Source organism: Bosea sp. PAMC 26642 (assembly GCF_001562255.1).
In the GTDB taxonomy this organism is placed as follows: domain Bacteria; phylum Pseudomonadota; class Alphaproteobacteria; order Rhizobiales; family Beijerinckiaceae; genus Allobosea.
In genome coordinates, this window is the sequence record NZ_CP014301.1 from 1401054 (window position 1) to 1423379 (window position 22326).

The 22326-nt window shown below is 65.0% G+C and carries 23 protein-coding genes and 1 pseudogene; 12 read left to right on the forward strand and 12 right to left on the reverse strand.

Annotation, left to right across the window (positions count from 1 at the left end; genetic code table 11):
* Positions 1–10 precede the first annotated feature (10 nt).
* Positions 11–433 (reverse strand): GlcG/HbpS family heme-binding protein, encoded by a 423-nt coding sequence (locus AXW83_RS06560; RefSeq protein ID WP_066611684.1) that lies wholly within the window; start codon positions 431–433, stop codon positions 11–13.
* Between the two features lie 70 nt (positions 434–503).
* Complete coding sequence (locus AXW83_RS06565; protein WP_066611686.1) at positions 504–1202, reverse strand: type 1 glutamine amidotransferase domain-containing protein; 699 nt, start codon at positions 1200–1202, stop codon at positions 504–506.
* A 162-nt stretch (positions 1203–1364) separates the two neighbouring features.
* On the opposite strand from AXW83_RS06565, the gene AXW83_RS06570 reads away from it, so the two are divergent.
* The gene (locus tag AXW83_RS06570) at positions 1365–2282 is read left to right on the forward strand and encodes a LysR family transcriptional regulator (protein WP_066611688.1); all 918 of its coding nucleotides are present in this window, start codon (positions 1365–1367) and stop codon (positions 2280–2282) included.
* Between the two features lie 417 nt (positions 2283–2699).
* On the opposite strand, the gene AXW83_RS06575 is transcribed toward AXW83_RS06570, so the two are convergent.
* The gene (locus tag AXW83_RS06575; RefSeq protein ID WP_066611690.1) at positions 2700–3653 is read right to left on the reverse strand and encodes a LysR family transcriptional regulator; all 954 of its coding nucleotides are present in this window, start codon (positions 3651–3653) and stop codon (positions 2700–2702) included.
* Positions 3654–3781: 128 nt separating this feature from the next.
* Between AXW83_RS06575 and AXW83_RS06580 the strand changes: the two genes are divergently transcribed.
* The 7 genes from AXW83_RS06580 (at position 3782) to AXW83_RS06610 (ending at position 9956) form a co-directional block, all read left to right on the forward strand.
* Positions 3782–4789 (forward strand): zinc-dependent alcohol dehydrogenase family protein, encoded by a 1008-nt coding sequence (locus AXW83_RS06580; protein ID WP_066619991.1) that lies wholly within the window; start codon positions 3782–3784, stop codon positions 4787–4789.
* A 24-nt stretch (positions 4790–4813) separates the two neighbouring features.
* Positions 4814–5068: a hypothetical protein gene (locus AXW83_RS06585; protein ID WP_066611693.1), complete on the forward strand. Its 255-nt coding sequence runs from the start codon at positions 4814–4816 to the stop codon at positions 5066–5068.
* A gap of 37 nt (positions 5069–5105) precedes the next feature.
* A complete protein-coding gene (locus tag AXW83_RS06590) occupies positions 5106–6119 on the forward strand; it encodes a zinc-dependent alcohol dehydrogenase family protein (protein ID WP_066611695.1) in 1014 nt (337 codons plus the stop codon).
* Between the two features lie 71 nt (positions 6120–6190).
* On the forward strand, positions 6191–6487 hold the full coding sequence (locus tag AXW83_RS06595) for an antibiotic biosynthesis monooxygenase family protein (protein WP_066611697.1): 297 nt from the start codon (positions 6191–6193) through the stop codon (positions 6485–6487).
* 18 nt (positions 6488–6505) lie between these two features.
* Positions 6506–6934: a LysE family translocator gene (locus AXW83_RS06600; RefSeq protein ID WP_236841841.1), complete on the forward strand. Its 429-nt coding sequence runs from the start codon at positions 6506–6508 to the stop codon at positions 6932–6934.
* Positions 6907–8562 (forward strand): acetolactate synthase large subunit, encoded by a 1656-nt coding sequence (locus AXW83_RS06605; RefSeq protein ID WP_066611704.1) that lies wholly within the window; start codon positions 6907–6909, stop codon positions 8560–8562. The genes AXW83_RS06600 and AXW83_RS06605 overlap by 28 nt, the downstream gene beginning before the upstream one ends.
* An 11-nt stretch (positions 8563–8573) precedes the next feature.
* Positions 8574–9956 (forward strand): aldehyde dehydrogenase family protein, encoded by a 1383-nt coding sequence (locus AXW83_RS06610; protein WP_066611705.1) that lies wholly within the window; start codon positions 8574–8576, stop codon positions 9954–9956.
* Between the two features lie 99 nt (positions 9957–10055).
* Here the strand turns inward: AXW83_RS06610 and AXW83_RS06615 are convergent, their stop codons facing one another.
* Together AXW83_RS06615 and AXW83_RS06620 are read right to left on the reverse strand one after the other, a co-directional pair.
* Positions 10056–10406, reverse strand: coding sequence for an ethanolamine utilization protein (locus AXW83_RS06615; RefSeq protein ID WP_066611706.1), 351 nt, complete (start codon positions 10404–10406; stop codon positions 10056–10058).
* 209 nt (positions 10407–10615) lie between these two features.
* Positions 10616–11512 (reverse strand): LysR family transcriptional regulator, encoded by an 897-nt coding sequence (locus AXW83_RS06620; protein ID WP_066611707.1) that lies wholly within the window; start codon positions 11510–11512, stop codon positions 10616–10618.
* Between the two features lie 131 nt (positions 11513–11643).
* Here AXW83_RS06620 and AXW83_RS06625 point away from each other — a divergent pair, with 131 nt between their 5' ends.
* Positions 11644–12051, forward strand: coding sequence for a RidA family protein (locus tag AXW83_RS06625; RefSeq protein ID WP_066611709.1), 408 nt, complete (start codon positions 11644–11646; stop codon positions 12049–12051).
* Between the two features lie 112 nt (positions 12052–12163).
* Here AXW83_RS06625 and AXW83_RS06630 read toward each other — a convergent pair whose 3' ends face one another.
* On the reverse strand, positions 12164–12817 hold the full coding sequence (locus AXW83_RS06630; protein WP_066611711.1) for a TetR/AcrR family transcriptional regulator: 654 nt from the start codon (positions 12815–12817) through the stop codon (positions 12164–12166).
* A gap of 137 nt (positions 12818–12954) precedes the next feature.
* On the opposite strand from AXW83_RS06630, the gene AXW83_RS06635 reads away from it, so the two are divergent.
* Positions 12955–15033 carry a prolyl oligopeptidase family serine peptidase gene (locus tag AXW83_RS06635; RefSeq protein ID WP_236841842.1) on the forward strand — a complete coding sequence of 693 codons (2079 nt, stop codon included), beginning with the start codon at positions 12955–12957 and terminating at the stop codon, positions 15031–15033.
* A 14-nt stretch (positions 15034–15047) separates the two neighbouring features.
* Positions 15048–15800 (forward strand): type I methionyl aminopeptidase, encoded by a 753-nt coding sequence (gene map, locus AXW83_RS06640; RefSeq protein WP_066611715.1) that lies wholly within the window; start codon positions 15048–15050, stop codon positions 15798–15800.
* Between the two features lie 81 nt (positions 15801–15881).
* Here map and AXW83_RS06645 read toward each other — a convergent pair.
* Positions 15882–16706 (reverse strand): annotated as a pseudogene (locus AXW83_RS06645) (LysR substrate-binding domain-containing protein); the annotation flags it as partial.
* A gap of 277 nt (positions 16707–16983) precedes the next feature.
* On the opposite strand from AXW83_RS06645, the gene AXW83_RS06650 reads away from it, so the two are divergent.
* On the forward strand, positions 16984–17475 hold the full coding sequence (locus AXW83_RS06650; protein WP_066611719.1) for a DUF427 domain-containing protein: 492 nt from the start codon (positions 16984–16986) through the stop codon (positions 17473–17475).
* Between the two features lie 367 nt (positions 17476–17842).
* On the opposite strand, the gene AXW83_RS06655 is transcribed toward AXW83_RS06650, so the two are convergent.
* From AXW83_RS06655 to AXW83_RS06675, 5 genes are all read right to left on the reverse strand, one after another.
* Positions 17843–18736, reverse strand: coding sequence for an NAD-dependent epimerase/dehydratase family protein (locus AXW83_RS06655; RefSeq protein ID WP_066611721.1), 894 nt, complete (start codon positions 18734–18736; stop codon positions 17843–17845).
* 12 nt (positions 18737–18748) lie between these two features.
* On the reverse strand, positions 18749–19528 hold the full coding sequence (locus AXW83_RS06660; RefSeq protein WP_082766987.1) for an ABC transporter ATP-binding protein: 780 nt from the start codon (positions 19526–19528) through the stop codon (positions 18749–18751).
* 7 nt (positions 19529–19535) lie between these two features.
* The gene (locus AXW83_RS06665; RefSeq protein ID WP_066611723.1) at positions 19536–20528 is read right to left on the reverse strand and encodes an ABC transporter substrate-binding protein; all 993 of its coding nucleotides are present in this window, start codon (positions 20526–20528) and stop codon (positions 19536–19538) included.
* A 66-nt stretch (positions 20529–20594) separates the two neighbouring features.
* Positions 20595–21416 carry an ABC transporter permease gene (locus AXW83_RS06670; RefSeq protein ID WP_066611724.1) on the reverse strand — a complete coding sequence of 274 codons (822 nt, stop codon included), beginning with the start codon at positions 21414–21416 and terminating at the stop codon, positions 20595–20597.
* Positions 21413–22276, reverse strand: coding sequence for an IclR family transcriptional regulator (locus tag AXW83_RS06675; RefSeq protein ID WP_082766988.1), 864 nt, complete (start codon positions 22274–22276; stop codon positions 21413–21415). Before AXW83_RS06675 ends, AXW83_RS06670 begins: the two co-directional genes overlap by 4 nt.
* Positions 22277–22326 lie beyond the last annotated feature (50 nt).

Consider the following 22326-nt stretch of genomic DNA (forward strand, 5'->3'; position numbering starts at 1 on the left):
CAGATCGGCGCTAGCCTGTTCGGGATCTGCCCAGCATTTGGACGGCGCCGGCCTCGGCGATGGCGACGTCTTCGGCGACGCTGCCGCCGCTGACGCCGATGGCGCCGATGGTCTCGCCCTCGAACCTGATCGGGACCCCGCCTCCGAAGACGACGATCCTGCCGCCATGGGAGTGCTGGATGCCGAACAGCTCCGCTCCGGGCTGAGCCAGGGTCGCCAGCGCGTCAGTCCTCGTGTTGAAGATCTGGGCTGTGAATGCCTTATTGATCGCGAGTTCGGCCGAGCCCGACATGGCCGTGTCCTGACGGACGAAGGACACCAGATCTCCGGTCGGCCCTACGACTGCGATCGAGCAGGCGACATTCAGGGCCTCGGCCGCGGCGATGGCTCTGTCGATCCTCGCGCGCGCGTCGGTAAGCGAAAGCGTGGCCATTGCGATCTCCGTTCTTCAAGTGGACCGCCGCCAGCCTGGGCTCGGCGGCGGTCCATCAGCTGGATTGGGCTCAGGCGACCCGCGCCCGCGCCTGGCCCAGGGCCGCCACGAGAGCTTCCGCGGCTTCAGCCGATGAGGCCGGATTCTGGCCGGTGATCAACTGGCCATCGACCACGGTGTGGACGCCCCAGTCCTTGACCTTCGAGAACACCGCGCCGAGGTTGACCAGCTCGTCTTCGACCAGGAACGGCACGACCTTGTCGAGCCCGACGGCTGCCTCTTCGGTGTTGGTGAAGCCGGTCACGTAACGGCCCTGGACGAATGGCGAGCCGTCAGGGTTCTTGACGTGATGCAGGACGCCGGGGGCATGGCAGACGAGCGCGATCGTCTTGCCGGCGGCGATGAAGGATTCTATCAGCCGGATCGAATTCGCGTCCTCGGCCAGATCCCACATTGGGCCATGGCCGCCGGGATAAAACACCGTGTCGAAATCCCGCTGATCGACGCTGTCGAGCCGGACCGTCCGGGCCAACTGGGCGTTGGCGTCGGCGTCGGCCTTAAAACGCCGCGTGTGCTCGGTCTGGAAGTCCGGCTCGTCGCTCTTGGGGTCCAGCGGCGGCTGGCCGCCCTCAGGCGAAGCCAGCGTGATCTCCGCGCCGGCGTCCTTGAGGACGTAGTAGGGCGCGGCCAATTCCTCGAGCCAGAAGCCGGTCTTTTTGTCCGTGTCTCCGAGCCTGTCGTGAGACGTCAAAACCATGAGAACTTTCATCGTCGTATCCTTTGCTGGTGCCGCGTTCATCTTGATCGCCGCCGGGGCGGGCTGATTTCGATCAGCCGGATCGGCCTTTCGATGGGAGGAAGATGTCATTCGCGCAGCTATTCAACAAATTGATTTGTTGGATTTTAGATATCCATGTGAGAGCATATCTCGATGAAATACGATCTCAACCTGCTGCCGGTCTTCATGGCCCTGATGGAGGAGCGGAGCGTCACGCGGGCGGCCAATCGGCTCGGGATCACGCAGCCTGCACTCTCCAACGCGCTGAACCGCCTGCGCGACATGCTCCGCGATCCGCTGTTCATCCGCGAACGATACGGTGTCAGGCCCACCCAACTGGCCGAGGAACTCGCGCCGACCATCGCGGCAGCCCTTGCCCAGCTGGACGAGCTGGTGGTCCATCAGCAGGACTTCGACGCGGCCAATGCCGAGCGCCAGTTCCTGATCGCGCCCAACAGCTATGTGGAGCTGACCCTGATGCCGGCGCTGGTCGCAAGGCTGCGGGAGCAGGCGCCCGGTATCAAACTGCGGATGCAGCCGTTCGGGAACGATCTCGCCGAGACCGGGATCATGTCGGGAACGACGGCGATGGTTCTGGGACGGGTCGTCGATCCCCCAGACAATCTCGTCGTTCAGCATCTGATGGACGACAGACTGGCCTGCATCGTGCGAAGCGACCATCCCGATGTCGGTGACCATATCACACGCGATCAGTTCGAGAGCCTGAAGCACGTTAACGTCCTGCCGCCGGGGCGAATCCGAGCCGGCCTGTTCCAGGCGTTGGAAAAGCAAAACCTCAAACGGGAGGTCGCGGTCTCGGTCACGCATTTCCTCGCGGTTCCCGAGATGATTGCCGTCACGGATTACTGTGCGACCTTGCCGAGCCTGATCTGTCGCGGTCTCCAGCGCGACCAGCGCCTGAAAGTGTTAGCGACCCCCGTCGATCTCGGAACCTTCCCGGTCGAACTCGCCTGGCATGTGCGCTACCGCCACGACCCCGCCCATCAATGGCTCCGGACGCTGATCGTCGACACGGCGCGCTCGCTGCCGCAGACCTCCCCCTCAGGCTAACGGCTCATGTGCCGCCCGGAGACGCCGTCGGGATCCGACTCTCTGGGGCCCATCGTGCCGATGTCGGGCTTAAGCCTACCTACGTCGATTGCACGCGGGACGGGCTTCCAGTCGTTCCACAGGAAGGTCGCCGCCGGCAGAGTTCGTCGGCAGTGGGCGCTGCCTGGCGTTGAGCGTACTTCAATCGTCTTCGTTCGCGGGCCGCGTCTCCCATTCCGACGACATACCGATGTTGGATCCGGACGAAGGCCCGTCTGCACTAATCGCGAGGAGCCGATGGCGGAGGCCCCTGTAGGATCGACCTTGGACGACGCTGCCAAAGAAGGCGTCGCTGTTTGAGATACTGCCGAGGTCATGGGCCGGCGCTTGAATGTGCCGCTCTTTGCGTAGTTGGCCAAGGGGGGCTGCCGGCCTAAGTTAGTCGGAATTCGTGCGTCCCAACCTGCCACCCTCTTGACCAAAAAGAGCTTCCAATTCGCGATCCCAGTACGGATCGGGTCCTATTCGATCGACCATCCAGTCGATGAACGCCCGCACTTTCGGCGCGAGCTCTCGCGAACTCGGATAGAGCGCCCATAGGGTCTGGGTGGAGACGAGCGGAAATTCGGGAAGCGCTGGCACAAGGGCGCCGCTGCGAAGCTCGTCGGCAGCGCACCAGGTCGCCATCCACGCGATGCCAAGCCCGGCGCAGGCTGCATCCCGCACGGCTGCTCCGTCATTGATGCGCAGCGCGGGTGAAACCTTTCGTACGATCGGTTTTCGATCCGCATCCAGGAAGGTCCAGAGATCAAGCGTGCTGACGACCAGGCAGGTGTGCCCGGCAAGATCGTCGGGCGTCTTCGGCCGTCCGCGGCGCTTGAGGTACTCGGGCGACGCGACTAGGACGCGCCGATCCGGCGCGAGGCGCCGCGCGATGAAAGAGGAGTCGCCGAGTTCAGTGTAGCGGACCGCCACATCGAATGCGCCCTCGACGAGGTCGACCACGCTGTCCGAGATGCGAAAATCGAGCGCGAGGTCAGGGTAGCGGACGCAAAAGTCCGGTAGGCCCGGTACGATGTGCATCCGCGCGAACGAGGCCGGAGCCGCCACCCGGAGCGTGCCGCGCGGGGCGGCCTGCTCGCGCCCCAGCACCGCCTGAGCGGCATGGGCCGCGTCGAGGACATGCTCGGCATGCGGCAAGAACGCAAGACCGTCCACCGTCAACGTCGCCTGTCGCGTCGTTCGATGGAGTAGCCGCGCGCCCAATCGCCTCTCGAATGCCGCGAGCCGCGCGCTGGCGCTGGCTGGCGTCAGGCTGAGGTCACGAGCCGCCGCGCTGATGCTCCCCAACTGAGCGATACGTGTGAACAGCCTGAGATCGTCGAGATTCACGGTCCACTTTCAAGATTTCGTTGAAGCTCATCCTAGTTTCCGGCCACTACCGGGCGCAATCGCGAAATTTCAAATGGCGTGACACCACGGCGGCCCTGCGAGCCTGCCGATACGAACAGGAGATGGTCATGCGTGCCCAGATCATCGATGCCTTCGGCGAGACTGACGTTTTCCGGCTCACGTCGCTGCCCGAGCCGAGGCCTGCGCCTGGCGAGGTGGTCGTGGCGCTGGCGGCCACAAGCGTCAACCCGGTCGACTACAAGCTGAGGCGTCATGGCCCCTCCATCGCACCGGCGCTGCCGGCCGTACTAGGCTGCGATGTCGCCGGAACCATCGTAGCACTCGGTGCTGGTGTCACTGACTTCAAAATCGGTGACGAGGTCTATGGCTGCGCGGGCGGCGTGGCGGGCGTGAGCGGCGGGTCATATGCCGAGCAAATCGCTGCTGACGCGCGCCTTCTGGCGCACAAGCCCTCGAATCTCACGCTGCGCGAAGCCGCCGCGCTTCCGCTCGTCACCATCACCGCCTGGGAAGGCCTCGAGCGCGCCAGCGTCGGCGCGGGCACGAGCGTGCTCATCCATGGCGGCGCCGGGGGCGTCGGGCATATCGCGATCCAGCTCGCCAAGGCACGGGGCGCGACCGTCTCCGCCACCGTCTCCTCCGACGAAAAGGCGGCGATCGCCGACCGCCTCGGCGCCGATCACGTGATCAACTATCGCGAGGAGGGTGTCTCCGATTACGTCGCGCGGCTGACCCGCGGCCGCGGCTTCGACGTCGTGTTCGACGCCACGGGTGGCAACGACATCGCGGCCTCCTTCGCCGCGGCTCGCCTGAACGGCCACGTGGTGACGATCGTCTCGCAGTACGAGGCGGACCTGGTGCTCATGCATGCCAAGGGCCTGAGCCTCCACGTCGTGTTCATGCTGATCCCGATGCTCCACGACATCGGCCGCGAGGCGCATGGCCGCCTGCTGCGCGCGGCAGCGGCGCTGGCGGAGGCCGGCAAGCTCCGGCCGCTCATCGAACCCGAGCACTTCGCGCTCGCAGATCTGCCCCGCGCACACCAGAAGGCCGAGGCCGGACGGGCCTTGGGCAAAATCGTGATCGACATCGCGGGCCTTCCGCCGATCGGCTGATCTTATCTGGAAAGGATATCTCGAATGAAAACCGGTTTCATTGCCGGCGGTGCGACGGTGCGCGTTTCGCTCCTCGCAATCGCCCTGCCTCTCGCCGCTTGCACATCTGTGTCCGGTCCCACCGAAGTCACGTCGGTCGAGGGCTGCCGGATCGAAATGCGCCGCGAGCTACGCCACAACGGCCCGCCGGGCAAGTTTCCGCCGACGCCGGTCAGCCGTGAGGTCCGGGTCTGCCGCCCGACCGGCGCCGGCTCCGTCGAGGTCTTGGCGAGCCGCTGAGCCTGTTTGCCGACCTTCCTGCATAAGGAGAGTTCACATGACCAAGACCATGAAGGCCGTCGTTCTCACTCGCTTTGGGGGACCGGACGCGTTCGAGTTGCGTGAGGTGCCGGTGCCGCCGGTCGGCCCGCGCCAGGTTCGAGTGCGGGTCCACGCCACAGCGGTCAACCCGCTCGACTACCAGATCCGCCGCGGCGACTATGTCGACTACGTCCCGCTGCCCGCCATCATCGGCCACGACATCTCGGGCGTCGTCGAGGAGATCGGGTCGAATGTTCACGAGTTCGCGGTCGGCGATGAGGTGTACTACACGCCGAAGATCTTCGGCGGTGCGGGCTCCTATGCCGAGCAGCACGTCGCCGACGTCGAGCTCGTAGGCCGCAAGCCCCGAAATCTAACCCACCTCGAGGCTGCGAGCCTGACGCTCGTTGGCGGCACGGTCTGGGAGGCGTTCGTTCAGCGCGCGCAGTTAAGCGTGGGCGAGACAATCCTCATCCATGGCGGGGCAGGGGGCGTGGGTACGATCGCGATTCAGGTCGCTAAGGCAATTGGCGCCCGGGTGATCACGACGGCGCGCGCTAGCCACCACGATTTCGTGCGCTCGCTTGGTGCCGATGACGCCATCGACTTCACTGTCGAAGATTATGTGGAGGGGGTCGCGCGCTTAACCGGCGGACAGGGCGTCAACGTCGTCTTCGACACGATTGGCGGCGATGCGCTCACGAGAAGCCCGCTGGCGCTGGCGGCGTTTGGGCGCGTAGTCAGTATCGTCGACATCGCGAAACCACAGAACCTCGTCGAGGCGTGGGGCAAGAACGCCGCCTATCACTTTGTGTTCACTCGCCAAAACCGGGGCAAGCTCGATGCCCTTACGAAGCTTGTCGAGCGCGGTCTTGTGAAGCCCGTGATCGGCGCGACTTTACCGCTCGCACGAATGAGCGAGGCCCACGATCTGTTGGAGAACGGCACCGCACGGGGCTTGCGCGGCAAGGTCGCGATCGACGTGACGGGCCAGTCGCTTGCGTTACCCCCCATCATACCAGGGGCTTGACGCTTCGGACGGAAGACCGGCGGTACCCTCTACCTCGGTCGTCCGTCCTCCACTTATTTGGGAGAAATCCAATGGTGACCGAACTCGCGCTCCTGCGCCTGGAACGGGGCGCCGGCCCCGCTTTTGAGGCCGCCTTCGCCCGCGTCGCTTCACTGCTTATGGGTGCCGACGGCTACGTGCGGCACCGCCTCGTTCCCAGTCTCGACGATGCTGAGCTTTACCTGCTCCAGGTCGAGTGGCGGGATCTGGCCGCTCACACCCTGGCCTTCGAACCGAGTGACGCGCATGCGCGCTTCATCGCGGCGCTCGAACCGATGTTCGCCGGCGAGCCAGTCGTCGTGCACGTCCCGACCGACGAGCGGTCGTGACGCCTCTATCATTCTCTGATGTCTGGTGCGCAGGATAAGCCTCACGACTTTGCGACATTTGTGCTGATCAGCACTGCCCAGGTCGCGACGCCTGGCCCGTCGACGGTCTTCCCGGTCAATAACGCGATCACTTACGGTCCGCGGCGTGCCATCGTGGCGTTGAGCGGCGATCTTGCGGCCATCATCATTCTGGCGTCGCTGTCGGCGGTCGGCGTCGGCGCGCTGCTTGCGGCCAACGCTGTGCTCTTCACTGCCTTTCGTCTTGCGGGGCCATCTATCTCTTATGGCTCGGCGTTCGCCATCTTCGTTCGCTCGACACCGCCGCAGGCGGTGACAGCCGCGAAGTTGCCATGGCCCCCGACGCTGAAATCTCCCGGGTGTGTCACTACCTTGTCGTTTGATCGAAAGGATGCTGCGCGATGTTCAAGGGTTCCGACCTCCTCGTAAAGGCGCTGGAGAATGAAGGCGTCGATCGCATTTTCGGCGTTCCCGGCGAGGAGAATCTCGACGTGCTGGAATCGCTTCGCACGTCGAGCATCAAGCTGATCCTGACCCGGCACGAGCAGGCAGCCGCTTTCATGGCGGCGACCCATGGCCGGCTGACGGGCAGGCCCGGGGTCTGCATCGCGACGTTGGGGCCGGGAGCGCTCAACTTCTCGACGGGGGCTGCCTATGCGCATCTTGGCGCCATGCCGATGATCATGATCACCGGGCAGAAGGCGATCATGACCGCCAAGCAGGCGCGCTTCCAGATCGTCGATGTCGTCGCCTCGATGAAGCCGCTGACCAAGATGACGCGCCAGATCGTCAGCGGCGCCAGCATCCCGGCCATGGTCCGCGACGCCTTCCGCGTCGCGATGGAGGAGCGGCCGGGTCCGGTCCATCTCGAACTGCCCGAGGATGTGGCGGCCGAAGAGGTGGATGACGCCTTCGTCATCCCTGTCCATGCGCTGGAGCGGCCGGTCGCCCCGGCCTCGGTGCTCGACCGGGCTGCGCAGATGATCCTGGCCGCTAAACGCCCGTTGGTGATGGTCGGCGCCGCCGGGAACCGGCCCCGGCTGGTCGAGGAACTCTCGTCCTTCGTGCGGCGCACGCGGCTGCCCTTCTTCAACACGCAGATGGGCAAGGGCGCCGTCACCGGCGGTTCGAACCTCTATATGGGCACCGCCGCCCTGTCCGAGCGCGACTACGTCCACCAGGCCGTGGCGCATGCCGACCTGATCATTGCCATCGGCCACGACACGATCGAGAAACCGCCTTTCCTGATGACGAACGCCGGCGGCTGCAACGTCATCCATATCGGCTACCAGTCGGCCAGCGTCGAACAGGTCTATCACCCCGATGCCGAGGTGATCGGCGATATCGGCGCGACCGTGACGGGGCTTTCCGACAGGCTCGCAGGCAAGATCGAGCCCGATGCCTCGATGCTGGACCTACGCCAGGCGGTTCTTGCCAAGATCAACGAGCGCGCGGAGGAGGACCGCTTCCCGATCACGCCGCAGCGCATCGTCCACGATGTCCGTGCCGTCATGCCGGAGGACGGCATCGTCTGCCTCGACAACGGCATGTACAAGATCTGGTTCGCCCGGAACTACCGGACCCATGTCGCCAACACGCTGCTGCTCGACAACGCGTTGGCGACGATGGGCGCAGGCCTCCCCTCGGCGATGATGGCAGCGATGCTCCATCCTGAGCGCCGCGTCATGGCCGTGTGCGGCGATGGCGGGTTCATGATGAACTCGCAGGAGATGGAGACCGCGGTGCGGCTCGGCCTCAATCTCGTCGTCGTCATCCTCAACGACAACGCCTATGGCATGATCCGCTGGAAGCAGTCGGTCGACAACTTTCCCGATTTCGGCATGACCTTCGGCAACCCGGATTTCGTCCGTTACGCGCAGTCCTATGGCGCCAAAGGCTCGCGCGTGACGGCTGCCGACGAGCTTGTCCCCACGCTGGAGGCGGCCTTCGCGGGAGGCGGCGTCCATCTCGTCGAGATTCCCATCGATTATTCGGAGAATACCCGCGTGCTCGTCGAGGAGCTGCGCAACCGCACCCCCGACATCCAGCTCGCCTGAGGAGATATCCGATGCTGCAGGTCGTCCAGGCCTTCGACCGCGCCCCGATCGCCGAGATCGCGACCGATGACGCGGCCGCTCTCGAAGCCAAGCTCGCAGCCGCGCAGCGGGTTTTCCGCGACCGCGACGGCTGGCTCAAGCCACATCAGCGCATGGCGATCCTGCGCCGGCTCGCCGGCCTGGTGGAGGGCAAGCGCGACCATCTCGCCCTGCAGATCGCGCGCGAGGGCGGCAAGCCGCTGCCCGACGCCATCGTCGAGGTGACGCGCGCGATCGACGGCATCCACAACGCCGCCGACGAATTGCGTAACCTTGCCGGCCGCGAGATCCCGATGGGGCTGTCCCCGGCCGCCACCGACCGCTGGGCCTTCACCACCAGGGAACCGATCGGCATCGTCGCGGCGATCTCGGCCTTCAACCATCCGTTGAACCTGATCGTGCATCAGGTCGCGCCCGCGATCGCGGTCGGCTGTCCCGTTATCGTCAAGCCGGCCGGCACGACCCCGCTCTCCTGCCTCGATTTCGTGGCGCTCGTGCATGAGGCGGGGCTGCCGGAAGACTGGTGCCAGAGTTTCATTCCCGAGACGACCGAACTTGCCGAGAAGCTGGCCACCGATGCGCGCATTGCCTTCCTGAGCTTCATCGGCTCGGCCAAGGTCGGCTGGTCGCTGCATTCAAAACTGGCGCATGGCGCGCGCTCGGCGCTCGAACATGGCGGAGCCGCGCCCGCGATCGTCGATCGCAGCGCCGATCTCGACGCCATCATCGGCCCCATCGTCAAGGGCGGCTATTATCATGCCGGCCAGGTCTGCGTGTCGACGCAGCGCATCTATGTCCATCAGGACATCGCCGATGCGTTCACCCAGCGTCTGGTCGCGGGGGTGAAGGCGCTGCGGGTCGGCGACCCCGTCCTGAAGGACACCGAGGTCGGCCCGCTGATCCTGCCGAAGGAGGCCGACCGCATCGCATCATGGGTCGATGAGGCCGTGCAGGCGGGCGCGGATTTGGCGACCGGCGGCGGGCGCCTGTCGGAGACGACGCTGGAGCCGACGGTGCTCCTGGCGCCCCCCGCCGACGCCAAGGTGTCGCAGCTCGAGATCTTCGGGCCCGTGGTCTGCGTCTACCCCTATGCGAAGCTCGATGACGCCATCGCGCAGGCGAACGCGCTGCCGGTCGCCTTCCAGGCCAGCATCTTCGCGCAGGACATCGGCATCGCCATGCGCGCCGCCAACCGGCTCGATGCCTCCGCCGTGATGATCAACGATCCGACGACCTTTCGGACGGACTGGATGCCCTTCGCCGGACGGCGGGAGTCGGGATACGGCACCGGCGGCATCCCCTTCACCATGCGCGACATGACGCAGGAGAAGATGGTCATGTTGCGGAAATCATAGAGTTGAAAAATACGCCAAACGAGGCATCCAGATCAGCCGGGTATCGAAACGCCTCAGCTCATCGGTCGTCGCCAAGCCATCCCGTTCAGGGACTCAGATCTAAGCTTCCGCCTCGCGCCAGTGTGGAAACGTGACATACGCCGTGACTGCCTCCTGTTCGTAGGCACGGATCGTTACCCGCTCGCCTTTGGGCATATAGGCCATCTCGCCCGGGCCAATCTCAAAAGTATCAGAAGCACTCGAAACCGACAGCCGCCCCGTTAGCACGATCATGATATCGTCGACCGCCATGACCTGCTCAAGAATGGAATTTGCGCCCCAACGGCCGTAGCCGACCGTGACCGGCCCGCCATGACGTTCATCGACGAGGTTACCTGCGAAGATCTCGCCCCTCTCGCCGGGTGTGGCTTCCATCTCCGCCTCGCCGAAAGTGAGTTTTCTCAGTTTCATTGAAGTCTCCTAGGTTGCGTTTTCTAGCCAATGCGGCGCTTGATCTGCGACTTGAACGGTCAGGAGCAGACGGATGTTCCTGGAGGGAGCGACCCCGGCCGTCTCGCTATGGTGGGGAAAGCGGACCGCTCGCACCCTTTGGATTGGCCCCGTGGAGTTTCCACTACACGGATTTGCTGCGAGATCGCTGCGCTCGATCGGAAGCCGCACTATTCTAATCGCCTCGCCTTCACGACATCGAGAAAGGCACGCAGCGGCGGCGGAACAGCCCGATGTCCGGCGTAATAGATCCCGATTTTCTCGGAGGCCGGCGTCCAGGCCAATAGAATTCGGCGCAGTCGGCCATCCTGCAGGGCTGGGTCCGCTGCCGGACTTGCGACATAGGCGATGCCAAGCCCGTTGATTGAGGCATCAACCATCAATTCCTCGTCGTCGAGGATAAGGGAGCTGTTCAGGTCAAGCGTCAGTGTTTGTCCGGCCCGCTCGAACTCCCAGCGGTAGAGCTTGCCGCTGGGTAGGCGATGACCGATGCAGCGATGTCGTTTCAGGTCATCGGGCGTGGCCGGCTCGCCGAAGCACTCGAGATAGGCAGGCGACGCGACGCAGATGAAGCTGACCGCGCTGGCGAAGGGCAGGGCGATCATGTCCTTGGGAATGGAATCGACCAAGCGCACGCCGGCATCGAACCCTGCCGCCACGATGTCGATCAGCTTGCCTTCAACGACCAGGTCGACGACCACATCAGGATAGCGCTCGGACATCGCCGGCAGGGTGTCGCGGACAAGGAGCGTCGCCGCCAGCCGCGGCGCGTTGATCCTGACGGTTCCGCTAATGTTGCCGCTGAAAGACTGTACGGCGTCGAGCGCCTCGTCCAGACCCGCAATAACCGGCTGAAGACGACCGAGCAGTTCGAAACCGGCTTCCGTCGGCGCGACGCTGCGCGTCGTGCGGTTAAGCAGGCGCACGCCCAGGCGTTCCTCCAGCGCGCGCATCGCATGGCTCAAGGTGGATGGGGCGGTGCCGAGATCGTCTGCCGCACGCCGAAAACTGCGACGGGTCGCGACGGTCACAAAAGCGTTCAGATCGTGGAGCGAGGGGCGGATCATTGCTGGTGATTTTGCACCAGCTCGTGCCGAATTCAACGGCTAATCGGATCAATCATCACCCGCTATCTCATGTCGGCGAGAGCGAAGCTTGCGGATCAGCCGCCTGCTCCCTGTTCGTGAAAGGAACCGCCATGACCAAACGCGACGCCATTTTCCCCGCGGGCCGGCACGCGCTCTACGATGTCCATCAGTATTCTGCCGCGATCCGCTCGGGCGATCTGCTCTTTGTCTCCGGGCAAGTGGGCAGCCGCGAGGACGGAACGCCCGAACCCGTTTACGAGGATCAGGTTCGGCGCGCCTTCGCAAATCTGCGCGATGTGCTGGCCGCCGCAGGAGCGACTTTCGACGACGTGATCGACGTCATCACCTTCCACACGGATCCGCAGACGCAGTTCGAGAGGATGCTCGCCATTCGAGCCGAGGAAATCGGTGAGCCGCCCTATCCGACCTGGACGGCCGTCGGCGTGACCTGGCTCTCGGGGTTCGACTTCGAGATAAAGGTGATCGCCCGGATCCCCGATAAGTCATCGACCGAATGAAGCATCACGGACTGCGCGTATGACGCGCAGACAAGGCGCAGTGTGCTGGTTGGCTTCAGCACAGGGGCCCGGGCGTTCCCCAGCGCCTGGGATCGTCGATGCGCCGGCCGGCTCACTCTCGCCCGCCCTGGTCGTCCGGCCAAATCCGTGGCGTGACCGGGTCGCAGAAGGGCAGGGTGCTGGCTTGGCGGATGGCCTGAGCCAGATGTGCGTTCACCTTCGCGGTCGTCGTCTTCAGCCCATGCTTGACCGCCGCCAGGCTGACGGTCTCGTCGACGATCCTGATCGCGGCCGTCACGGTCGCTGCGCACAGGCGTACCTCGAACTCACCCCGGGGACGATCGAGGCGCTCGGCGATGATCTTGATCAGGTGCTCTTCGCTGATCTGACAGGACATCAGCCAGGCGCTTCGCAGAGCCGGTTCCTCCGGTAACTTGGCAAGGAGCCTGACCACGAGGATGTCGTCGGCGGTGTCTTCATCCGCCTGCCTGTCGGGCCCAAGATGCGCGGCGAACAGATCCTCGATCGAGATCTCCCGGGGCCATCGCCGCAGGATGGCGGCGAATCTAAGCGACGACTGCGCGAACAGCGGCTCGACGGCGCTCTCCTTGGATCGGAAATGCCGCCAGAGCGTACGCGTCGCGATGCCGGCCGCAGCGGCGATCTCATCGCCGCTGGCGTTGGCTACTCCGCGTTCCAGGAACAGCCGGGCCGCGTGTCTGGACAGCTCCAGGCGGGTGTTCTCTCGGGTGAGGCTCCTGCTCATGGTCCTGTTATCTGATCGCAAACACACATCATTCAAGCCGCCCTATTGAAGACATATCAAGCCATATTATCTGTCACTAAATGACATGCGGGCCTGCCGCAGCAGATGCCCGGCAGGATCAAGAGAGGCTATTGCAGATGAACATCGACCGGGCACCGACCCCTATGGACTATCCGCACACGCGTCGCGTTGATGTGACCGAGAGCCAGTTCGGGCACAAGGTTGCGGACCCGTACCGCTGGCTGGAGAACGATGTGCGCCGCGACGGCGAGGTCGCCGGATGGGTCAAGGAGCAGGATGCCCTGGCGCGGGGCTATCTCGATAGCCTGCCCGCGCAAGGCATGTTCCGCCTCCAGATCAAAGAGCTGTTCGACTTCGAGCAGTCCAGCGTCCCCCAGAAGCGTGGCGATCGCTACTTCCACACGCTGCGGCAAGGACTGCAGCAGCAGGCGTCGCTCCATGTGAGGGTGGGGGTCGAGGGGCCTGACCGGCTTCTGCTCGACCCGAACGGCTGGTCGCAGGATGGTGCCGATGCGATGGCCGAATGGAACGCGTCGTATGACGGCTCGCATGTCGTCTACGGCGTTCAGCGCGGCGGCGCCGACTGGCGCGAGATCAGGGTGCTCGACGTCGCCACGGGCAAGACCCTCGACGACCTCGTCGAATGGGCTCGCTTCGGCGCCGTCTCCTGGGCCAAGGACGGGACGGGCTTCTTCTATTCGCGCTATCCTGAGCCTGAACCGGGAACGGCCTCGCAGGCCGCCGTCGCCAATCATGCGGTGTATTTCCATCGGCTGGGCACCTGCCAAGCCGAGGACAGGATCGTCCATGCCACACCGGACCGTCCCGATCTGCTGCACATCGCCAGCGTAACCGAGGACGGGCGCTACCTCGTCATCGTGTCGACACCCGGCTCCTCGATGACGATGCTGAGCGCGGTCGATCTGACGGCGGCAGAGTGGGCGGTCCGAACCGTAGCCGGGGCGGATTTCGCCGCCGAATGGACAGCCATCGGCAATGACGGGCAAACCCTGTTCGTCTTAACGAGCCTGGACGCGCCGCGCCGCAGGATCGTCACGATCGATCTCGCGCAGACCGATCCGAAGCCGCTCGATCTTGTCGACGAGAACGAGGCGGTCCTTCAGTATGCCTGGCTCGTCGGCGGCCGTCTCGTGACAAGCTATCTGGTCGACGCCAGCACCGAACTTCGCCGTCATGCGCTCGACGGGACGCCGGAGGGCAAGATCGAACTTCCCGGCATCGGCAGCGCCGGCATCCGCGGCACGTTTGCCGACGATGAGGCGTTCATCGCCTTTACCAGCTTCAACGCGCCCCTGACGGTCTATCGCTACGAGGTGGAGGCCGGGACCCAGACTGTATGGGCCCAGCCCAGGCTCGGCTTCGACCTCAGCGAGATCGTGGTCGAACAGCGCTTTTATGCTTCGAAGGATCGCGCCTCGATCCCGATGTTCGTCATCCGTCGCAAGGGCGTGCAGGCGCCGGCCCCGACGCTGCTCTACGGCTATGGAGGCTTTGGCATCAGCATGACGCCCTATTACGATCCAGCGAAGCTGGCCTGGGTCACGCAGGGCGGCACGCTGGCGATCGCCAATATCCGCGGCGGCGGCGAATACGGCCGCGCCTGGCACGAAGCCGGCCGCCTGTCGAACAAGCAGAACTCCTATCACGACTTCATCGCAGCCGCGGAGTTTTTGCGCGACGCAGGCATCGCCAAGCCGGACGGCATCGCGATCCAGGGCGAATCCAATGGCGGGCTGCTCGTCGGCGCGGTGACGAACCAGAGGCCCGACCTGTTCGCCGCTGCCCTGCCGGGCGTTGGGGTCATGGATCTGCTGCGCTTTCACCACTTCACCGGCGGCGGCTTCTGGACCTATGATTTCGGCGACCCGCGCGAGGAGGCGGCGTTCGACAACCTCATGGCGTTGTCGCCCTACCACAACGTCGATGCGGGGAAATCCTACCCTGCTATCCTCGTCACGACCGCCGATTCCGACGACCGCGTCGTGCCCGCGCACAGCTTCAAATACACCGCCGCAATCCAAGCTGCCGGCATTGGCACCAAGCCGCGCCTGCTACGTGTCGAGACCCGCGCTGGCCACGGCGCCGGCAAGCCGCTGGACAAGATTATCGCCGAGGCCGCCGACATGTGGGCCTTCGCCGCCCGCTGGACGGGGCTCCAGACCCAAAAGCCCTGACGACAAGGAACGCGATGACGGTATCGAGTGATGAGGACCTCAAAGGGTTGAAGCAGATCGGGCGCATCGTTGCCGATACGCTCGCGTTCATGGGGAGGGCAATCGAGCCCGGCATGACCACACGCGAACTCGATCAGATCGGGCGGTCATTCATGGAAACAACCGGAGCCCGCCCGGCTCCAGAGTTGGTCTACGGCTTTCCCGGAGCGACCTGCATCAGCGTGAACGAGGAGATCGCGCATGGCATCCCAGGTACTCGCAGGATCAGCCGGGGTGATCTGGTAAACATCGACGTTTCGGCCGACAAGGATGGCTTCTTCGCCGATACCGGAGCGTCGTTTGCCGTGCCGCCCGCTACAAGGGCGGTTGAGCGGCTGTGCCGGGATGGACGCCGGGCGATGTGGATGGGATTGCGCCAAGTGGGCGCCAATAAGCCGCTGGCCGACATCGGACGCGCTGTGGGCGCTTTCGCGCGAAGGAATGGCTATACGCTCGTGCGCAACCTCGCCAGCCACGGCGTGGGCTTGTCCCTGCACGAGGATCCGAAGGAAATCGCGACTTGGCCCGATGCCTCCGAGCGTCGGATCATGAGCGAAGGTCTGGTCTTCACCGTCGAGCCCTTTCTGTCCCTTGGTGCCGACTTTGCCGAGGACGGCGACGACCCCTGGACCCTCTACAGTCGGCCCAGTGCCCCCACCGTTCAGTATGAGCACACGGTTGTCGCCACGCGACACGGGCCTCTGGTTCTCACGCTGCCGGGACTGTAGAGGCGCAAACCTATGCCTGCGCCCGAGGGCCGGAGGTTGCCGCGGATGACGATGGTCCGGCCTGTATCGTGAGCTTCGCACCTATCGCGACAGCTTCATGTGCTGCACATGCTCGACGAGCGCGCGCAGCTTGGGCGCAAGGTTGCGCCGGTTCGGGTAGTACAGATAGAAGCCCGAAAAAGGAGGAAAGTAGTCGGTCAGGATCGGCACGAGTTCGCCGCTCTCGACCGCCGGCGCGAACGTCTCCTCCATGCCGAATCTGATGCCGGCGCCGGCGATGGCGAGCTTGATCATCAGGGCCATGTCGTTGGTTGTAACTTCGGGCGCGACCGCGATGTCGAACTCCCGGCCGCCTTCCCCGAACTCCCAGCGATAGGGCGCGGACTTCGGCGCAGGTCGCCAGCCGATGCAGCTATGCGCCACAAGCTCGCGCGGATGCTGCGGCGCGCCAAAGCGTTCCAGATAGGACGGCGCGCAGACCGCGGTCTGGCGCTGCTCGCCCGAAACCGGCACCGCGATCATGTCCTGCTCGATCACCTCGCCGAGCCGGACACCCGCGTCATAGCCCTCGGCGACGATGTCGAACTCTTCGTCGGTGACCGTGACGTCGAGCTGGATATCGGGATTGCCGGCCGTGAACCCACCAAGGAACGAGCCGGAGAGGAACCGTTCCGCGATGGAGGTGACGGCCAGCCGCAACTGCCCGCGCGGACGGCCCTCGAGGCTACCGACCACCTCGACCGCCGCACGCATGTCGGAGAGGGCCGGCGCGACGGAGGCGACGAGACGCTCCCCGGCCTCGGTCAGGCCGACGCTGCGCGTCGTGCGCCGGACGAGCGCAACTCCCAGGCTCGCCTCCAGGCGGCGGATGGTCTGACTGACGGCCGAGCGGGTCACGCCGAGCCGACAGCCGCTCCATCCTCCATGAAATATGAGCCAGCTCAAACAGCATAAGGCCGGAGCGCGCGCTCATCGCTGCATTTCAGAAACGGAGTGGTAACGATCCCTACCTTGGCGAGTGATCGCGTTATAAGCCGGATTGAGAGCTGGCCATCTGCCCGGCGCACCTCTCGTCGCCGACCGCTGCATGGGCGACGTCGCTTGATGCGCCGATTAGGAGCAGCCTCGCCATGGACGAGGGTTTGGCCTACATGGTGAACTTCGGAAACGTCGCAGGTAGCCAATGAGCATCGTCCCGGAGCCAACTCGGCCAGGTCAGGACAGCGTCTGGACCTTCCCGCGACCGGCTATCGCGGAGCCCTGTGACCGACGCATCGTAATCCGCCATCGCGGCGAGACAGTTGCCGACACGACGGCTTCTGTCCGCGTAATCGAAACCAGCCATCCGCCGACTTATTATATTCCGCCAGACAGCGTGAACGCTCGGCTGCTGCCGTCGCCGCATCGTTCGATCTGCGAGTGGAAAGGGCAGGCGAGCTATATCGATCTGGTGTTTGGGTCCGAGACGCTGCGCCAAGTCGGCTGGCTTTATCCATCGCCGACGCCTGCCTTCGCAATCCTGGCCGACTTCATCGCCTTCTACGCACAGCCGTTCGACGAATGCCTGGTCGATGGCGAAGTGGTCACCCCACAGCCCGGCGGCTTCTATGGCGGCTGGATAACATCCCACGTCGCCGGACCGTTCAAGGGCATCCCCGGTAGTCGGTTCTGGTAGTCGATCTGGCAAAAATCTTGGCATGACGCGAACCGTCACCACTGCTCGCGCCTCTTTTTGTTGGAAGCCTTCACACTTGCCGGCACAGAGACGTTGGCGCGGTCTACTGGACTGCTGCCAGTTCTTTGGACCGGCAGATAAGGTATTTTCTTGCTTTCTCCGTACTCGAAGGGACTAGTCTAAGCGCCGAGTCCTCAGATCGAGATTAATCACCTACCACATTGTTAAATCTTGGACCCCAGCACGGGGAGGGCCTGTCCTGAGCCTAGCTTTTGTTCTTGAGAGTTGTTCTCCGCCATGAACGGAGTTGTAACGTCAGAAGAGGCGGCCGCATCCGGGAAGCGCCGCCGATGCAATGCAGCACACCTCAGCGCGCCGGCATGGCCGCCAGCATGGCGTCGATGCCGTCCTCCATACATGTATGCGGCACATAACCCAGCGCCGCCTGCAATCCGTCGTTGGCGAAGCTCCAGGCCGATGGCGGCGTGACGTCTGGTTGCGGCGCGAGCCTGAGTCCCGGAAACCGGGTCGCTAAATGCGCCGCCGCCTCGCGCATCAGGCGCTTGTCGCCGACGACGTTGAAGACATGGTTGCCTGAGAGCGAGGCCGTCGCCGCGCAGGCCGTGACCTCGGCGGCGTCGCCAATCCAGGTCCAGTCGATCGGCTCCCGAAAATCGGGGAAGGCGAGGTCGCCGGCCCCGCTCGCCGCCTGCTCCACCAGCGTCTGAATCGCGCGCCAGCCGCGTGCCCGGCCGAGGCCGTAGACCGAGCCGAAGCGCAGGCCGATGAGGGTCAGGTCGGGATTGTCGGCTGCAAAGGCGCGGGCGAGATGTTCGCCAAAGGCTTTGGTCGCACCATAGACGCTGGCGGGGCGCGCCATGGCCGCATCGCCCGGCACTGTGTCGGCGTCGCCGAGCGCCGCGACAGAGCTTGCATAGACGATGCGCTTTGCGCCGGTCTCGAGCGCGGCGGCAAAGACATGGGCGGTCCCGAGCGCGTTGACCCGGGTTGCCGCGGCGATGTCGGCCTTCGCGTCGAGCGTAAGAAGGGCCGCAAGATGGACGATGATGTCGGGCCGAAACGCCGAGAAGGCCGACGTGACGTCACCCATCTCGGCGACGTCGCATGCGCGGAAGGTGATGTCGGGCCGGGCAGGGGGGGCTGATATGTCGAGAGCTTGCACCTCGTGGCCGTCGCCGGCGAGCCTCATGGCCGAGGCAAGTCCGAGGAAGCCAGCGCCGCCAGTGATCGCGATACGCATGGCGCGCGGCGCTCAATACTTGATCACGCCAAAACGGCGAAAGGCGTCGTGGATGCGGTCGGCATAGGCGTTGAAGCTTGGATAGTCGCCGAGATGGGCCGGGCGCGGACGCGGCAATTCGATCGCGATCTCGTCGACCACACGGCCCGGCGTCGGCGACATCACCAGCACGCGGTCCGACAGGCCGATCGCCTCGTCGATCGAATGGGTGATGAAGACGACGGTCTTGCCGGTCTCCAGCCAGAGCATTTCGAGGTCGTGCCGAATCTGCGTGCGCGTGATCGCGTCGAGCGCCCCGAAGGGCTCGTCCATCATCAGCACGGAGGGGTCGTGGATCAGCGCGCGCGCGATCGAAACGCGCTGGCGCATGCCGCCGGAAAGTTGCTTGGGATAGCGGTCGGCGGCATGGCTGATTCCGAGCTTGCCGAAAAGTTCGAGCGCGCGCGCCTTGGCGGCGCCCAGCGGCAGCCCGCGGATCTCGGCCTGCAGCATGACGTTCTCCAGCGCCGTCCTGAAGTCCAGCAGGAGATGGTCCTGGAAGACGATGCCGATATCGGTCAGCGGCGAGGTCAGCGCGCGGCCATCGACCAGCAGTTCGCCGGCGGTGACTGGGATCAGCCCCGCCGCCATCAGCATGAAGGTGCTCTTGCCGCAGCCGGACGGGCCGATCAGGCTGACGAATTCGCCGGACCGGATGTCGAGGGTCAGGCCATCGACGGCGGTGAAGCCGCCGAAGGTCTTGACGATGCCGCGCCCGGTGATCGAGGCGGCGGTGGCCGAGGCCGAGGTCACGCGCGCCTCACGAACACGCTGCCGCGGAGGCCGGCAGCAGTTCGGTGGTGTAGTAGTCGGTGATCGGCTTGTCCTTTGGCAGGCCGAGATACTGGGTCAACAGGTCGTAGCTGACGGTCCAGTTCTTGTCCGGCACCCGGCCAAGCGCGGTTGCGCCCGGCGCGCAGAGCAGCTTATTGACGACCTCGAACTGCGCCAGCACCTGCGCCTTCTTTACCGCCGGGAACTGCGCCACGACGGCGTCGGCGGCGGCATCGGGGTTTTTCCGCGCGGCGTCCCAGCCCTGGAGGCTAGCCTCGACGAACTTCTTGAAGAGCTCCGCATCGGCCTTGATCCGGTCGTCGCGGGCTATCATCGAGAGGCCGACGGTCGGCACGCCGATGTCGCGGTAGAACAGATCGCGGATCTTGAAGCCGCGTTCGCGGATCTGGATCGAATGGAAATCCGCGCCGCCGAGGATGGCGTCGACCTTCTTTTCCAGCAGCGCGCCGACGAAGGCGCCGGGGTCGATCGCAATGACGTCGACCTTGGTCTTGTCGATCTGGTTGCTGGCAAGGATGGCCTCCAGCAGCGTCGTCTGCGCCGTGCCGGGCTGGACCGCGACCTTCTTGCCGACGAGATCCTTGGGCGAGGCGATGCCGCTGTCCTCCAGCGCGATAATGGCGAAGCCGTTGGTCTGGAGCACGGGCGCGATGATCTTCACCGGCGCGCCCTTGGTGCGAAGTTGCATGGCGGCCGGCGCGTCGGCGAAGCCGATATCGGTCTGGCCGGTGGCGACCATCTGGGCGGTGGTGCCCGAGCCCTTGCCCTCCTCGATCGTCAGGTTGATGCCGGCCTTCTCGTAAAGGCCCATCTGCTTGGCCATCATGAAGCCGGCATTGGGCGCGGCGGCGAGGAAGTTCAGCGTGATCTTCATCGGCTTGCCTGCGCCTTGCGCGAAGGCTGTGGTCGCGCTCAGCGCCAGCATGGCGGCAGTGGTCAGAAGCGTTCGGCGGTTCATGGTCTCGATCCTCCCTGAGAAAGTCCGGTTGAGCCCGGCTCGATGATTGGTGGTCGGCGGTAAGACTCAGCTCTTGCGCTGCCATGGCATCAGCAGCACCTCGAGCCCGTCGACGAGGTAGCTGAACAGGATGCCGACAACGCTGAGCGCAACGAGGCAGGCGAAGATGAGCGGCATGTCGAGGAAGCTCGTGCCGCGCAGCAGCAGGTAACCCAGCCCGGCGTTGGCCCCGACGAACTCGCCGACGATCGCGCCGGTCGCCGCGAAGACGGCCGAGACCTTGAGGCCGGAGAAGATGTAGGTCAGCGCGGCGGGCACTCGGACATAGCGGAAGGTCTGCCAGGCGGTCGCGCCCATCGAGCGGGTCAGATAAAGCACGCGCTCGTCGAGCGCCCTGAAGCCGGTCATGCTGGCGACCAGCGTCGGGAAAAAGCAGAGCAGGAAGGTCAGCAGCACCTTCGGGAACAGGCCGAAGCCGAACCAGACCACGAAGAGCGGCGCGATCGCGATCTTCGGCACGAGCTGGAAGAAGACAATGACCGGATAGACCGCCTTCTCCAGAATGCGGACCGAGACGATGATGTAGCCGAGCGGGATCGAGATCACCGCCGCCATCAGGAAGCCGAGCACGATCTCATTGGCCGTGACCAGCGTGTGCTGGAAGATCAGCGCGCGGTCGGTCCAGAGCCGCTCGAAGAAGGCACTTGGTATCGGCAGGATGTATTCCGGCACGCCGGCCAGCGGCACGAGCCACTCCCACGCAAGCAGCAGCACGGCAAAGCTCGCCAAAGGCCAAGCGATAGCAGACGCCAACTCGGCGGCCTTGCCCGGGCCGGCGTCCTGCGCGGCCGGCGGCCGCGGCGCGGCTATTGCGGCGTCGTCGGTCATGCCGATGTTCCTGCAAGCGTGGAGAGTGCGAGTGTCGGTCGAGGCTGGCCGTTGAGGGACGGCGTCGCCAGCTTCCGGATCTGACGGCGGCGCAGCGGCCAGATCGCCGTCATCTCGTCGGCCGCGTGGCGGAGTGCGTCCGCGATGACGCCGCGCCGCTCCTCGGTCATGCGCGGCGACGGGCCCGCAACGCTGAGCGTGCCGGCGATAGGCGCATCGGCCTCGGGGCCGGAGCGGAAGGTCGTAGCCAGCGCGACCGTGCCGATCTCGCCTTCCTCGACGGCGAGCGCGACGCCGCGCCTACGGGTTTCGGCGAGATGGTCGCGCAAGGCATCGACATCCGAGAGGGCATTGGGGCCGGTGCGCCCTTGCGCGTCAAAGCCGCGCGCGCAGACGATACGCAGCGCTTCGCTCTCGGGGAGGGAGGCGAGCCAGGCCTTGCCGGTCGCGGTCGCGTGCAACACGATCTCCGTGCCCATCGGCGGTTCGTAGCGCAGGCCGGCTGTGGCGCCTTGGGCGCGGGCAATCCAGACCAGGTTCTCGTCCTCGACGACGGCGAGGCGGCAATATTCGCGGGTGGCGCGGGCGAGCTCATCGAGCACGATCTGTCCGGCATCTGGCAGGCTGCGCAGATCGAGATTGCGGAAGGCGAGCTGCGAGAGCTTCAGCGTCAGACCATAGGCCCCCGACGCCGCATCCCGCGCGACGAAACCGCGCTCGGACAAGGTCGTCAACAGGCGGTGGGTCGCGCTGGCCGGCAGGTCGAGACGTTCGGCAAGCAGGCTGAGATCGACGCCGTCGGGTTCGCCCGCCAGCGCCTCCAGCATCTTGAACGCTCGCTCCACCGCTGCGATCGTCACTGTCCCATCCCTGTCGCTTTATTTTTGGAATTAAATTCCAATTCAGAATT